Here is a 14,808-nt window from a genome sequence, read left to right as displayed (position 1 = left end):
AAGTTAAGAGGTATCAATTACCCCTTTATTTTTATCATTCAAACAGGTTAATGCGTGCTATTAACATATCGCTCCGGCTGAAACGAAGCAAACATCATTTCAGCACAAAAATAGCGAAACTTTCACATTGTCTTGAACCTTTGCACTTGACAGAGTGAATGACTGCCTATGAAAAAGATGGGAGAAAAATTGACTTTTTTTCAGTCAACTCGCAACTTGAAATATTTTTCCCTGATAACGAGTATGCACAAGGACAGAAGAGAGGCGATAAATAAAGTGGACTCGGATAAAGATCAGGCTCACCTATAAAGAGAGATGAGCCTGATAATGAAAACGAAAATTACTCTTGGTACATAGATTCAATTTCTAATTGATAGCGCTCAGAAATAATTTTACGGCGTAATTTCAAGGTTGGGGTTAATTCTCCCTTTTCCATTGAAAAGGTGGTTGGCAATAAAGTGAAACGTTTAACTTGATGAAAGTTCTCTATATTTTTCTGTAGCTCTTTTAACCTTGATTCAAAAAGTGCCACAATATTAGAGTCTTTTAGTAACTCAAGGCGATCACGATATTTTAAGTTAATCGAATGAGCATATTCTTCTAAGCTGTCATAACAAGGCACAATCAGCGCAGAAACAAACTTACGAGCATCGGCAATCACCGCAATGTGCTCAATAAATTTATCTTGCCCTAACACCCCTTCAATCATTTGAGGGGCGATATATTTCCCGTTGGACGTTTTCATTAAGTCCTTCAGCCTATCGGTAATATATAAGTTACCTTGCTCGTCAATTTTCCCGGCATCGCCAGTTTTTAGCCAACCATCAGCGGTAAATGTGTCCAATGTTTCATTCGGGCGATTATAATACCCCTTCATTACCACAGGGCCTTTCACTTGGATTTCATCATCTTTACCGATACGGACTTCCACAGAAGGTAATGGTGTTCCAATTGAACCTAGAGGATATTTCCCCTTTTCCCAACATGAAACCGTCGCACAGGTTTCTGACATGCCATAACCATATTTAATATCGACCCCCGCAGATAAAAAGAAGGCAATAACGTCATCATCTAAACGGGCACCTGCTGCTGGCATAAAGCGGATACGCCCCCCTAAACCTGCACGGATCTGACTTAAAACCAGTTTATCCGCTAATGGGAAGAGAGCCCGATTGATTAATGACGGTTGACGACCTTTTGACATCGCTTTGACGCGTTGCTTACCAAGGGAAATTGCTAGTTTAAACAATGTTCTGCGTGCCCATGATGCTTTAGAGACTTTACCTTGCACCGCACTATAGACTTTTTCATAAAAACGCGGCACTGCACACATCACGGTAGGCTTAACATCAGCCAGAGCTTCTCGAACTAAATTGGTATCCGTTAAATAGACATTAAGTGCCCCCACGTGCATAACATAGAAACTCCAAGCACGTTCGAAAACATGGGAAAGGGGTAAGAAACTTAACGAAATATCGTTCTCAGTAAGTTGAAGCCGTTCGTCATGCAAATACAGTTGAGCCGCCATGTTGTAGTAATCCAACATAACCCCTTTTGGCTCACCTGTGGTTCCTGATGTATAGATAATCGTAAATAAATCACTGAGATTATGGGCTGCAATTCGTGCATCCAGCTCCATTTGGTATTCTGTTTGTGCTTGTGCCATAAATGTAGATAGATGCAGAGTTTTCACTGAGTTATCACTCAACTCAACACGTTCATCCATGACAACAATCATTTTTAATTGTGCACACAACGCGGGCAATTGACACGCGATGTCATATTGCGCTTGTTCACCGACAAATAACACCTTAATGTTGGCATCGTTAATAATGTAAGCGGCTTGTTCAACACTGCTGGTAGCATAAAGCGGAACCGTCACTGCTCTGATCTGCAATGACGCTAAGTCAATCAACGACCAGTTCATGCTATTATGGGCAAATAACCCGATATTTTCCTGTACTGAGACCTCTAATGCTAAAAGGTGACGAGAGATTGCCGATGTTCGCTCACCCACTTCTTTCCATGTTAATGAGCTTTGTTGCCCATTACTCCATTGACTGAAAGCTATCCGACTCGCTGCTCCGTGTGCGTTGATTCTGCTACGTAAGCGATTCACTAAATGGTATGGATATAGATTTTCAGTAATCAAAGTTAATTCCCTATTGGTCATTATAGATATAAGTCACTCGGTATCTTCACAAGAACTTAACCATTTCATTATTTCAGCTTACAAGTGTTAGCTGAATATCGGCAGTGTATCGACTAATAACCTAAGAGGAAAGCGTTTATATGTAAATTTTCTGCAAATGTTATGTCTGCTGCAAAACTCATCATAGCGCTCACTATAATGAGTTAATTTACTGGTTTTGGAGCCATGAATTTTTTCATTCAAGGCCCCATAAAAATGTATCTTAAAGAAGATATTAAGCCGCGACAGCAGGCTCCAGTAGTTCAGCAATCATTTGATTAAATTGTGATTTCATCCATTGATGTCCTTTATCCCTCGCTGTCGATTCATGCCATGTTAGGTAACAAGGACGAGACCGATTTTCTAAAGGCAACGGCAATATGCGTAATTTCAGTTGCCCCGAATAATGATTAACTAACCATTTAGGCACAATAGCCACTAAATCGGTTTGTGCAACAATATTGAGTACACTACTCAGATCCGTTCCTTGATAGCGAATCGTATGTGATAATTCAGTATTATAATAATAAGGCTTACTAAATGAACCAATATTATCCATTGATACAATAGCGTGGCGTTCATTCATTAGGTCATTTTCTGAAATTGAATTAGTCATTCGCGGATGATTATTCGCCGTGACTAATACAAGTTCATCATCAAATAAAACCTGATGTTGATATTCGGCTTTTTCGAATTGGTTGTATCCGATAAAGAAATCTATTTCTTGATACTTTAATTGATGTGCAATGTTATTATCTAAAAATGAATGAATGCATAAATTAATATTAGGTGAAACCATTTTAAACTTCGCAACGATCATGGCTGCCAAGCGAATATCTAATGGAGAACAAATCGATAAATTAAATGACCGCTCACTATCTTGCGGATCAAAACCCGCACCGGGTAACTCATTATGCACTAATTGCAGTGCTTGCCTTACAGGTCCAAAAAGCTGCTTTGCTCGCGACGTAGGCTGGATCCCCCTGCCATAGCGAACAAATAATTCATCATTAAACATTGATTTTAAACGCGATACCGCATTACTTACAGCAGGTTGTGACATACCTAAAACTTGAGCCGCTTTTGTGACATTTTGCATCTGCATAACGACATCAAACACAGTTAATAAATTTAAATCAACATTACGTAGGTGAATATCACTGCTTTCTTTTTTACCTGTTAAAATCGTATCAAAATCAGTCATTTTTTCTCCACTAAATATATTTATCATTTTTCATTAACGAAAAGGCTTATTCATCTTTCAAATACCGACGGATATATAAACTCGTTAAATATTATTGTTGAAACAACTTATAGATAGTAAGCTATTTCGCTTTCCCTGCATTTATTAAAACGACGTTTCTATTACTTTACTCATTAATTAGATTCACAGAATAGAGATCATTATCAAACGCAAATATTCACCAAAGTAATGAGTGATTATCTTTTATTAGAATCACAATTACTCTCAGCAAAAATAATAAAACAAATTTCCGAAGAAATCATAATAAATCGTATTTTGAACCCGTAAATCTTCTCATTATCAGATTCATTTTTACCTGTTCATTTATTAGATAACTAAGTTAATTAATAAATATTGATTTTAATGATTCATCTAATACAAGTTATCCTTTCATAAATTGGCAGAAAAATAAAAATGAAATAAAAACAATATGTTACACAAATAGAAACAGCTAATAAATTCATCAAAAGAATTTTACCCTGCATTTAACCTTAAAATATAGGTAAAAACATCATGAAAATTAGTGAAAATAGTCACATTTCCTAGCTCGACAACTTAATTCATAATTAGTAAAAAACAGTAAGAAATCGATGATTGACATTAACTTTAAGATCACGTATCTATAAATACAGTTAAATTTAGAAACCAATGAGAGACAGTGTAAAATGACATTTTCTATCCGCCTACTAAGCCTACTACTACTCGCATTAAATTTGCGCGGTATGCTTATGGACGGAAAATAGAAAGGTACTGTCCACAAACATTAAGAACCCGCGCAGCCCGCGGGTTTTTTTATGCCTGCGGCTTTGGAAGAACATAACACTCGATTCAATAAAACAAAATTCAATATGAGGAACACAATATGAGCGACCAAGTCATTATCTTCGATACCACATTACGTGATGGCGAGCAGGCATTACAGGCAAGTTTATCCGTCAAAGAAAAATTACAAATCGCCTTTGCTTTAGAACGTTTAGGTGTTGATATTATTGAAGCTGGTTTCCCTGTCTCCTCCCCGGGGGACTTTGAATCAGTGCAAACTATTGCACGTGAAATTAAAAATAGCCGTATTTGTGCGCTGTCTCGTTGCGTGATCAATGATATTGATGTTGCAGCCGAATCATTAAAAGTGGCTGAAGCTTTCCGTTTGCACATGGTGTTAGCGACTTCAGCGCTGCATGTGGAACAAAAATTACGTAAAACATTCGATGATATTGTTGATATGGCGGTCGGCTCTATCAAACATGCACGCCGTTTTACTGATGATGTTGAATTTTCTTGTGAAGATGCTGGACGTACCGATCCAGACAACTTATGTCGCATTGTTGAAGCGGCGATTAATGCAGGTGCAACCACAGTGAATATTCCTGATACCGTTGGTTACACTACTCCATATCAATTCGGTGGGATCATTAAAGACTTATTTAACCGTGTACCTAATATTGATAAAGCGATTATTTCTGTACACTGCCACGATGACTTAGGCATGTCAGTGGCTAATTCCATTAGTGCCGTACAAGCAGGCGCACGCCAAGTGGAAGGAACAATCAACGGATTAGGTGAACGCGCAGGAAATACGGCATTAGAAGAAGTGATCATGGCAATTAAATTGCGCGAGCAAATGTTAAATGTCCATACCAATATAAACCACAAAGAAATTTACCGTACCAGCCAATTAGTAAGCCAATTATGTAATACTCCAATCCCAGCTAATAAAGCCGTGGTGGGTAGCAATGCGTTCTGCCACTCTTCTGGGATCCACCAAGACGGCGTACTGAAAAATCGCGAAACCTACGAAATCATGACCCCTGAGTCAATTGGTTTGAAAGCAGAGAAATTAAATTTAACCTCTCGTTCTGGTCGCGCTGCGGTGAAACACCGTATGGAAGAAATGGGCTACCAAGAAGGTAAAGACTTCAAATTGGACGAATTGTATACCGCATTTTTGAATTTAGCGGATAAAAAAGGCCAAGTATTTGATTATGATTTAGAAGCCTTGGCTTTCTTTACGAAGCAGCAAGATGAAACTGACCATTTTGTGATGGAATATTTTAGTACACAGTCTGGTTCAAGTATTGTGGCAACGGCAACTGTCAAAATGAAATGTGGTGATGAGGTTAAATCTGAAGCCGCAACCGGCAATGGTCCTGTTGATGCCATCTATCAAGCGTTTAGCAATATTACCAACTATCCAATGAAATTAGTTTCTTATCAATTATCTGCAAAAGGCCATGGGGAAAACGCCTTAGGGCAAGTGGATATCGTTGTGGAATGTCATAACCGTAAGTTCCACGGTATGGGCTTAGCAACAGATATCGTAGAGTCCTCTGCAAAAGCTATGGTTCACGTTTTAAATAGCATTTGGCGCGCTGAGCAAGTCGAAATCGAAAAACAAAAAATAAACCAAGAATCACAATCAAACACAAAGGAAGCAGTGTAACCATGTCTAGTTATCAAATTGCCGTATTACCGGGAGATGGCATCGGCCCAGAAGTGATGGCGCAAGCTTACAAAGTATTGGATGCTGTGAGCAAACGCTTTGCCATTACAATTCACACCAAAGAATATGATGTCGGCGGTGCGGCCATCGATAATCACGGCGAACCACTGCCGCAAGCAACCGTAACAGGCTGTGAAGAAGCGGATGCCGTGTTGTTCGGATCTGTAGGTGGCCCAAAATGGGAACATTTACCACCTGATAGCCAACCTGAACGCGGCGCATTATTACCATTGCGTAAACATTTTAAATTATTCAGCAACTTGCGCCCTGCTCGCTTATACCAAGCATTAGAGGCATTTTGTCCCTTACGTGCAGATATTGCAGCTCAAGGCTTTGATATTCTGTGTGTTCGTGAATTAACTGGCGGTATTTATTTTGGTCAGCCGAAAGGTCGCAAAGGTGAAGGCAACGAAGAATACGCTTTTGATACCGAAGTGTATCACCGTTATGAAATTGAGCGTATCGCACGTATTGCATTTGAGTCTGCCCGTAAACGTTCACATAAAGTAACCTCAATCGATAAAGCGAACGTGTTACAAAGTTCGGTATTATGGCGTGAAGTGGTGAACCAAATCGCCAAAGAATACCCAGATGTTGAAGTTAATCATATGTATATCGACAACGCAGCCATGCAAATGATTAAAGCTCCCTCTCAGTTTGATGTCGTTTTATGCTCTAACTTATTCGGCGACATTATTTCCGATGAGTGTGCGATGATCACTGGCTCCATGGGGATGTTACCTTCTGCAAGCTTAAATGCGGACGGTTTTGGTTTATACGAACCAGCTGGCGGCTCCGCGCCGGATATCGCAGGTAAAAATATTGCAAATCCAATTGCACAAATTTTATCTGCATCAATGTTATTAAGATTTAGCTTAAACCAAGGCGATGCTGCGGATGCAATTGAGCGCGCGGTAAATAAAGCATTAGAAGATGGCCACAGAACATCCGATTTAGCGGGTACAGGCAAATCAATCAGTACTAGTGAAATGGGCGATATTATCGCTCGCTATATTGCAGAAGGGGTTTAACATGGGCAAGACTTTATATCAAAAATTATATGATGCTCACGTAGTGCGTGAAGTGGAAAACGAAATCCCTTTGATTTATATCGACCGCCATTTAGTGCATGAAGTCACTTCTCCACAAGCGTTTGATGGGTTAAGAACCAAAAAACGCCCATTGCATCAGCCAAGCAAAACATTTGCCACCATGGATCATAACGTATCCACACAAACTAAAGACATCAATGCCTGCGGCGATATGGCCCGTATTCAAATGCAAGAGTTAATGAAAAACTGCAAAGAGTTTGGTGTCACTCTGTATGATTTGAATCACCCATACCAAGGCATTGTCCACGTGATGGGGCCAGAGCAAGGGATTACTTTACCCGGTATGACCATTGTGTGTGGGGACTCACATACCGCAACCCATGGTGCTTTCGGTGCATTAGCGTTTGGTATTGGTACATCAGAGGTTGAGCATGTTATGGCAACCCAAACGTTAAAACAAGCTCGTGCAAAAACCATGAAAATTGAAGTGGTCGGTAAAGCCCCTGCCGGTATTACTGCAAAAGATATCGTTCTGGCGATCATTGGCACCACAGGCAGCGCGGGGGGAACAGGTTATATTGTGGAATTCTGTGGTGAAGCTATTGAAAACCTGAGCATGGAAGGGCGCATGACAGTCTGTAATATGGCTATCGAATTGGGCGCGAAAGCGGGGATTATCGCACCCGATGACACCACATTTAATTACATGAAAGGTCGCCAATTTGCACCAAAAGGTCAGTTGTGGGATGAGGCGGTTGCGTATTGGAAAACATTGAAAACGGATGATGATGCTAAGTTTGATAAAGTTGTAACTATTCAAGCCAGTAGCATTGCGCCACAAGTCACTTGGGGAACCAACCCAGGACAAGTCATTGCGATTAATCAGCCAATCCCTGCCCCCGAATCTTTTGCGGACCCTGTTGAACGCGCATCCGCTGAAAAAGCTTTAGCCTATATGGGGTTAAAATCTGGCATTAAATTATCTGATGTCAAAATTGATAAAGTATTTATCGGTTCATGCACTAACTCACGCATTGAAGATTTACGTGCCGCAGCGGCAATTGCTAAAGGCAAAAAAGTGGCTGATGGTGTACAAGCTATTGTCGTTCCGGGATCTGGTCCAGTAAAAGCCCAAGCCGAGCAAGAAGGTTTAGATAAAATCTTTATTGATGCCGGTTTTGAATGGCGTTTACCCGGCTGCTCCATGTGTTTAGCCATGAATAACGACCGTTTAAACCCAGGTGAGCGCTGCGCATCCACCAGTAATCGTAATTTTGAAGGACGCCAAGGCCGTGCGGGTCGCACCCATTTGGTCAGCCCAGCAATGGCCGCTGCGGCAGCGATTAATGGTCATTTTGCTGATGTTCGCGATATTCAGATTTAAAGGAGAGAAAAATGGAAAAATTGATTACCCATGTGGGCATTGTTGCTCCTTTAGACGCCGCGAATGTGGATACAGACGCGATTATTCCCAAGCAATTTTTACAGAAGGTAACGCGCACAGGTTTTGGGCAACATTTATTCAATGACTGGCGTTTTTTAGATGAAAATGGTCAGCAACCTAACCCTGATTTCGTGCTGAACAAGCCTGTTTTCAAAGGGGCGAGTATTTTATTAGCTCGTGAAAACTTTGGTTGCGGTTCGTCTCGAGAACACGCACCATGGGCCTTGACGGACTTTGGTATTCGGGTGGTTATCGCTCCAAGTTTCGCTGATATTTTTTATGGTAACTCGTTTAATAACCAATTGTTGCCAATCAAATTAAGCGAACAAGAAGTGGATGAGATGTTTAACTATGTTAACAGCCATGAAGGTTGCCAGTTTACTGTTGATTTAGAAACCCAAACAGTCACAGCGGGTGATAAAACCTATCATTTTGATATTGATAGTTTCCGTCGCCACTGCATGATGAATGGATTAGACAGTATTGGTCTGACATTGCAACATGTTGACCAAATCAGGGATTATGAAAGCAAGATCCCTGCTTTTATGAACTAATCCCTTTACTACGCCCACTTCCGTGGGCGTAGTTGCGTTTTTATTGCCTCTTTTACTTATATTGCCGCTTTTCACTTCAAAAATGCGGAACCCGTCAATATTTATCGACTTTACGCGCCTTAATCACTTCCCCATTAAATTATTCCTGTATAATTATTTAAGCAAAATGCCAAGTATTGATTATTTGGTAATTAACGATGTTTTTCTAAATAGCTCTCATTATAGCAAGACAGCAAGTGTGCATATCCCAAAGGGTTGTTGATCTTGGATGGTCAATTTTTATTCGAATCAAAGCCATTTTAGACAACGGGAAAGGTTCGCCGCCGAGTGAACCGGGCAAGTGCCACTCAACGTAGCATCAAGTGAGAGAAACGTGCTTTAATCGACCCCGTAGGGCAGCAGCATTTAGGGGCAATAGTTGATTCAAATCGTCGTCAGTCAGCACGACGGAGTCATTTATCCATTTTTTGGGTTGTTTTTTACCCTTTTTTAGCGGTAAAAATCCGCAGCAAAGATAAACAGCCCTTGAGGGCATATGCTAGTCTGCGACGAAGGTGGCTGAGCGAAGCCAACACAGCCATAACGCGAAATATAACGAAAAAAAAGCCGGTAAAAACCGGCTTGGTGATAAACACCATTACTCTAAATGGGGGAGTCGGCCTGCAATTGCACGCCAAACGAGCTACTTACTGCCACCTATTATCCGCGGATATTAGGAAATTAAAATTGATGCAATTTTTGCCGGAGTTCCTCTTTTATGTCCAATACACGCTTACAAACACAGTTCGTTCGCCTCTGGCAACATTTCCAAGGGCAAGACAGTGAAACCACCTTGCAAGATATTGCTGATACTTTGTTCTGCTCCCGCCGACATGTACGGACGTTATTAAATAATATGCAAAGCCATGGTTGGCTAAGTTGGCAGGCTGAGTCAGGTCGTGGCAAGCGTTCAATGCTTGTTTTCCACGTAAATGGTTTAGAACTCCAACAGGCCCAAGCAGAACAACTACTCAAAGAAGAAAGTATTGAAAAATTAGTGGCCTTAGTGGGTGACAAAGAAACCATTCGACAAATGGTGCTTTCGGAATTAGAACGCAGTTATCGGCAAGGAAAAAACCTATTACGTATTATCTACTACCGTGATTTTCCTAATTTATTGCCCGGAGCGCCTATGCGCCGTTCTGAAATTCATTTAATGAGTCAAATTTTTAATGGCTTAACTCATATAAATGAGGAAAAAGGGGAAGTAGAAGATGGACTCGCTCACCATTGGCAGGCCATCAATGATACCCATTGGCGTTTCTATTTACGCCCTGCGATTTATTTCCACCACGGTCGGGAAATGCTTGCAGACGACATTATTTATTCACTATTACGTTTACAACAGTGCTGGCCATTATTTTCCCATATTCAATCCGTTAGCTCTCCTCAACCCTATGTGATTGATATTCAATTAAGTCAACCTGATAAACAGTTTCCTTGGCTGTTAGGTAGCCACCATGCAGCTATTTTGCCTAAAGAGTGGGAAAGTATAGAAAACTTTAGCCGCTGCCCTATCGGTACAGGACCTTACCAAGTTGATAAAAACCTGCCACAAAAGCTAACCATTACAGCTTTTGACCGCTATTTTGGCTATCGCGCCCTATTAGATGAAGTCACTATTTGGGTAGTGCCAGAGCTTTCGGAACAAATGGTCTGCACAACGTTAAAAATGGATGGCGATAAACACCATAATGATTCATTAGAAAGCCGCATGGAAGAAGGCTGCTATTTTTTACTAATGGATCAACGCTCCGAGCTATCACAGCGAGAAGATGTGCGCAAATGGCTATGCAGCTTTCTCACCCCCGTCAATTTGTTGGCGCATTGTGAACCTTTTTACCAACGCCACTGGGCTCCTGCTTATGGGTTATTGTTGCACTGGCACCACAGTAAGATGCTAACCTTATTTCCAAAACCAGAAGATCTTACCGAACTCACCGTCACTTTTTACCATAACCACCATGAGTTCTATGCGATCAGCCAAATTATGAAACGCGTTTTGCATCAACAAGGTGTAGAACTAAAAATCAATATTATTGATTATGATGACTGGTATAATGGTGACGCACACAGCGATATTTGGCTAGCCACCGCCAATTTTTTTAAGCCTCTCGAATTTTCGATTTTTGCCACCTTGTATGAAATGCCACTGTTACGCCAATGTCTTGGTGATAACCTTAATAGCCAACTGAACCAATGGCGAGCGAATACCTTCGATGTAGAAGCGTGGTGTGAAAGCTTAATTGACTCACAGATCTTCCACCCTGTGTTTCATCACTGGTTAGAGCTGCAAGGGCAGCGTACGATGCGTGGTGTACGTATGAACACCTTCGGTTGGTTTGATTTTAAATCTGCATGGTTCAAACCCGCTGAGGATAACCTACCTAATTATTGATAGTTATAAACAACCAAAGTGAATAATAAGGATGTTATTCACTTTTTCTGTGGATATCTATGTGAACAACCTTATAGTAATCAGGGTATATCCCCAAAGTGGTTTTTTATCAAAAATAATCTTAATCTAATAAACTTTGATAAATCAAATGAATAACGCTTCAAGAAACCCATTATCCACCGTTCAACTTTTTGGCTAAAAAGCTTAGGACTTCAACTGAACAAATATCAAACAACGTCGTATTTATCCACAACTAATGCTTTTAACTTACTCATTTTCTGTGACAAACGTCATAAAACGCTATTAGTCAAGGCTGTAAATACACACAGTAATCGCTGTTTTACACAGTTATCCAGAAATCCTGTGGATAACCTAGTGCATGATCCTGTGATTATCTTGGGATGAACGTGAATAACCCGATAAACAGATTTTAGAACAATCAAATAAAAAACATTAAATACTTATATATCATGCAGTTAAAAATCTTCACAAAAAAGTGTTATACTCTTGCTACTATGTGAATTATTTTTGTCTGTTTTTTATACACTTAAATTTCAGAGCATTATGCCATTTACACCACCACTACCGCCAGATAACGAAGCCACCTTAATGAGTCGAGCTCAAGCGCTTGCCGGCTATACTTTAGGTGAGCTCGCCCACCTCGCAGATATCCCCATTCCCCCTGATCTGAAACGGGATAAAGGTTGGGTAGGCATGTTACTTGAGTATTATTTAGGCGCTAGTGCAGGCAGTAAAGCAGAGCAAGATTTTGCACATATTGGCATTGAACTTAAAACCATCCCTATCGATCGCCATGGTGTTCCACTCGAAACCACCTTTGTCTCTGTTGCGCCCCTGACAGGAAATAGCGGCTTAACTTGGGAAAATAGCCATGTTCGCCGTAAACTATCACGCATTTTATGGTTTCCTATCGAGGGGGAACGCCAAATTCCCCTAGCCGAACGGCGAGTAGCGAATCCTCTCATTTGGAGCCCATCCCCCCTTGAGGAACAATTATTAAAACAAGATTGGGAAGAGTTAATGGATTTGATTGTATTGGGGAAGGTCGAAACAATTACAGCACGCCATGGGCAAGTCCTACAAATTCGCCCAAAAGCGGCCAATAATAAAGCACTAACTGAAGCGATTGGCGAATTTGGCCAACCCATTATGACGTTGCCTCGTGGCTTTTACCTTAAAAAAGACTTTACTGCCCCGCTGTTAGCTCGGCACTTTAACCTCGCTTAATCAACAAGGTGTCGCCTGTACCAAAGCAGACGATAAAATTTTATCACTGTTTCATTGTAGAAGGTACACAGATGTTTGAGTGGATACTCGACCCCAATGCATGGATGGCACTTGCCACCCTAACTATATTGGAAATTGTTTTAGGCATCGATAATATTATTTTCTTGAGTATCGTTGTGGGTAAACTCCCTGCTCACCAGCAAAATAGCGCCAGACGCACGGGGTTGATTGCGGCGATGATAATGCGCCTCGCCTTATTAGCCTCAATAGCATGGTTATCGCGCCTCACTACGCCACTCTTTAGCGTTGCTGATCATACTGTTTCTGCTCGCGATATTATTTTGTGTGCCGGGGGGATTTTCCTTATATGGAAGGCCAGCCAAGAAATTTTTGAAACCATTGAGGGAGAAGACGAAAGTGACCTTGCACAGCGGCAAGTGCACTCCTTCTGGGGAGCAATTGTGCAAATTGCACTGCTAGATATTATCTTTAGCCTTGACTCAGTTATCACCGCTGTTGGGCTATCCGATCATCTGTTTATTATGATGGCAGCGGTGATCATTGCCGTACTTATCATGATGCTAGCGGCAAAAAGTATTGGGGAATTTGTTGAACGCTATCCATCTATTAAAATTCTTGCGCTCTCTTTTTTAATTCTAGTCGGCTTTACATTGCTACTTGAAAGTGTGCAAGTCCATGTTGCCAAAGGCTATATCTATTTTGCAATGTTTTTTTCCATGGCTGTTCAAATGCTCAATATTCTGCGCAGCAAAAAATGGAAAATGAAGCACAAAACAGATTAATGACCTGAGCTTAGGGCTTGTTTTGCAGCTAAGATCGCCCCCTCAACAGCGTTTTTCGCTTGGGGACTATGTTTCCAGCAACGTGATCCTGTTAGCGCAGCTCCCGAAATCAAAATTTCACTATAAGAGGCCTCACTAAGCTCGGCCAAAGATGAAAAGCCCATTTGCTCCAAACGGCTGATCACCTGCGGGCCTACCCCTTTAACCGCTAATAAAACCTGTTTTTCTGACTCAGAAAATGCCATATCAACCTCTATTTATTAATTATTCCGCTAATATTTTGCAATTTACCTTTTTAATACTTTAAAATTGCAACTATAACAATGCCAGTTTGAATAATTAGTAACTGACCTATCTTATCACCCAGTCTGTCTCTGCCTGTTTTAGGAATTTGCCATGTACAATGCACCGTTGATTAACTCACGCCAATATTTCATGACGCTGCCCGATGGTCGTCAACTTTGCTGGTTTGAATCAGGGCCAAAAACAGGCTTTCCTGTTATTTTCTGTACTGGTGCAGGGATGAGTGGCAACCTCGGTTTTGGATTAGATTTACTAGAAAAATATCATATCCGCTTGATTGTACCTGAACGAGCAGGGCTAGGTGAGTCAACTTTTCACGCCCAAAAGTCATTAAAAAGTGTTGCACTAGATATTCAAGCTCTACTCAATAATCAAGGTATTACACAATTTTCTGTGTTGGGCTTTTCCCAAGGTGGTGTTTTTGCGATGGCCGTCGCCCACTATTGCCAGCCTGTTTCACTGTCGATTGTTTCTGGACAAGATCAATTCGAATACCCCGCCACACGCGCCAAACTAACGGCTGATGTAGTGAATATGCAGGAACAAGCGTTGAACACACCTGAAAATTTATCCGACTGGTTACAAAGAAATGTTACGGGTGAATGGTTACTGGCGTTTATCCTCAATTGCAGTGCAGAAATAGACCAGAAACTGTACAACGAGGAGCACTTTTTAGATGCCTATACAGCATGTATAGGCCGTGCATTTTCCCAAGGTAATCAAGGGTATGTGCAGGATTTATTACTTTCTTTGCAAAACTGGGAATTCGCCCCTGAAGATATCTCTTGCCCAACATCATTATGGTACGGTCAATTAGATATGAGCACCGTGCACTCCCCTGACTTTGGTGATATTTTGGCTAAACGCTTTTTCAATTGCCGCCATCATTTATCCCCCCAAGAAGGAGGGTCTATACTTTGGACACAAGCAGACGCCATTTTAGCTGACTTACAGCATCATGCAGAATAAACAAAAAAGCCGCGGTAACTTACCCACCGCGGCCATCATTATCGTCCCGATATAACAACACTGA

General features: G+C 41.1%; 11 protein-coding genes. 8 read left to right on the top strand and 3 right to left on the bottom strand.

The annotated features are described in order from the left end of the window. Window positions 1–340: 340 nt before the first annotated feature. Both AB6N04_RS02835 and leuO read right to left on the bottom strand, forming a co-directional pair. Window positions 341–2,173, bottom strand: coding sequence for a long-chain fatty acid--CoA ligase (locus AB6N04_RS02835; protein ID WP_369310420.1), 1,833 nt, complete (start codon window positions 2,171–2,173; stop codon window positions 341–343). Window positions 2,174–2,426: 253 nt separating this feature from the next. After that, entirely contained in the window at window positions 2,427–3,395 is a 969-nt protein-coding gene (leuO, locus tag AB6N04_RS02830) for a transcriptional regulator LeuO (RefSeq protein ID WP_369310419.1), read from the bottom strand. Between the two features lie 901 nt (window positions 3,396–4,296). Between leuO and leuA the strand changes: the two genes are divergently transcribed. From leuA to AB6N04_RS02795, 7 genes are all read left to right on the top strand, one after another. Next, window positions 4,297–5,874: a 2-isopropylmalate synthase gene (gene leuA / locus AB6N04_RS02825; RefSeq protein WP_369310417.1), complete on the top strand. Its 1,578-nt coding sequence runs from the start codon at window positions 4,297–4,299 to the stop codon at window positions 5,872–5,874. Between the two features lie 2 nt (window positions 5,875–5,876). Then, window positions 5,877–6,965: a 3-isopropylmalate dehydrogenase gene (gene leuB, locus AB6N04_RS02820; RefSeq protein ID WP_369310416.1), complete on the top strand. Its 1,089-nt coding sequence runs from the start codon at window positions 5,877–5,879 to the stop codon at window positions 6,963–6,965. 1 nt (window position 6,966) lies between these two features. Continuing rightward, on the top strand, window positions 6,967–8,370 hold the full coding sequence (leuC, locus tag AB6N04_RS02815; protein ID WP_369310415.1) for a 3-isopropylmalate dehydratase large subunit: 1,404 nt from the start codon (window positions 6,967–6,969) through the stop codon (window positions 8,368–8,370). A gap of 11 nt (window positions 8,371–8,381) precedes the next feature. Continuing rightward, window positions 8,382–8,984: a 3-isopropylmalate dehydratase small subunit gene (gene leuD, locus AB6N04_RS02810; RefSeq protein WP_369310414.1), complete on the top strand. Its 603-nt coding sequence runs from the start codon at window positions 8,382–8,384 to the stop codon at window positions 8,982–8,984. A gap of 757 nt (window positions 8,985–9,741) precedes the next feature. Then, a complete protein-coding gene (gene sgrR, locus AB6N04_RS02805; RefSeq protein WP_369310413.1) occupies window positions 9,742–11,421 on the top strand; it encodes an HTH-type transcriptional regulator SgrR in 1,680 nt (559 codons plus the stop codon). 564 nt (window positions 11,422–11,985) lie between these two features. Beyond that, window positions 11,986–12,669 (top strand): DNA mismatch repair endonuclease MutH, encoded by a 684-nt coding sequence (gene mutH, locus AB6N04_RS02800; protein WP_369310412.1) that lies wholly within the window; start codon window positions 11,986–11,988, stop codon window positions 12,667–12,669. Between the two features lie 71 nt (window positions 12,670–12,740). Beyond that, window positions 12,741–13,472 carry a TerC family protein gene (locus tag AB6N04_RS02795; protein ID WP_369310411.1) on the top strand — a complete coding sequence of 244 codons (732 nt, stop codon included), beginning with the start codon at window positions 12,741–12,743 and terminating at the stop codon, window positions 13,470–13,472. On the opposite strand, the gene AB6N04_RS02790 is transcribed toward AB6N04_RS02795, so the two are convergent. After that, complete coding sequence (locus AB6N04_RS02790) at window positions 13,469–13,717, bottom strand: helix-hairpin-helix domain-containing protein (protein ID WP_369310410.1); 249 nt, start codon at window positions 13,715–13,717, stop codon at window positions 13,469–13,471. The genes AB6N04_RS02795 and AB6N04_RS02790 overlap by 4 nt on opposite strands. Window positions 13,718–13,868: 151 nt before the next feature. On the opposite strand from AB6N04_RS02790, the gene AB6N04_RS02785 reads away from it, so the two are divergent. Further along, a complete protein-coding gene (locus tag AB6N04_RS02785; protein WP_369310409.1) occupies window positions 13,869–14,744 on the top strand; it encodes an alpha/beta fold hydrolase in 876 nt (291 codons plus the stop codon). Window positions 14,745–14,808 lie beyond the last annotated feature (64 nt).

Source organism: Providencia rettgeri (genome assembly GCF_041075285.1).
Taxonomy (GTDB): Bacteria; Pseudomonadota; Gammaproteobacteria; order Enterobacterales; family Enterobacteriaceae; genus Providencia; species Providencia rettgeri_G.
The sequence above is the reverse complement of the archived record's forward strand: the minus strand, read 5'-3'. Positions and strand labels throughout refer to the sequence as shown.

Bases quoted from the DNA above. Each gene is read 5' to 3' on its own strand.
- leuO (WP_369310419.1), bottom strand. From the start codon at position 3,395: ATGACTGATTTTGATACGATTTTAACAGGTAAAAAAGAAAGCAGTGAT.
- AB6N04_RS02835 (WP_369310420.1), bottom strand. From the start codon at position 2,173: ATGACCAATAGGGAATTAACTTTGATTACTGAAAATCTATATCCATAC.
- sgrR (WP_369310413.1), top strand. From the start codon at position 9,742: ATGTCCAATACACGCTTACAAACACAGTTCGTTCGCCTCTGGCAACAT.
- leuA (WP_369310417.1), top strand. From the start codon at position 4,297: ATGAGCGACCAAGTCATTATCTTCGATACCACATTACGTGATGGCGAG.
- AB6N04_RS02795 (WP_369310411.1), top strand. From the start codon at position 12,741: ATGTTTGAGTGGATACTCGACCCCAATGCATGGATGGCACTTGCCACC.
- leuD (WP_369310414.1), top strand. From the start codon at position 8,382: ATGGAAAAATTGATTACCCATGTGGGCATTGTTGCTCCTTTAGACGCC.
- mutH (WP_369310412.1), top strand. From the start codon at position 11,986: ATGCCATTTACACCACCACTACCGCCAGATAACGAAGCCACCTTAATG.
- leuC (WP_369310415.1), top strand. From the start codon at position 6,967: ATGGGCAAGACTTTATATCAAAAATTATATGATGCTCACGTAGTGCGT.
- AB6N04_RS02790 (WP_369310410.1), bottom strand. From the start codon at position 13,717: ATGGCATTTTCTGAGTCAGAAAAACAGGTTTTATTAGCGGTTAAAGGG.
- leuB (WP_369310416.1), top strand. From the start codon at position 5,877: ATGTCTAGTTATCAAATTGCCGTATTACCGGGAGATGGCATCGGCCCA.
- AB6N04_RS02785 (WP_369310409.1), top strand. From the start codon at position 13,869: ATGTACAATGCACCGTTGATTAACTCACGCCAATATTTCATGACGCTG.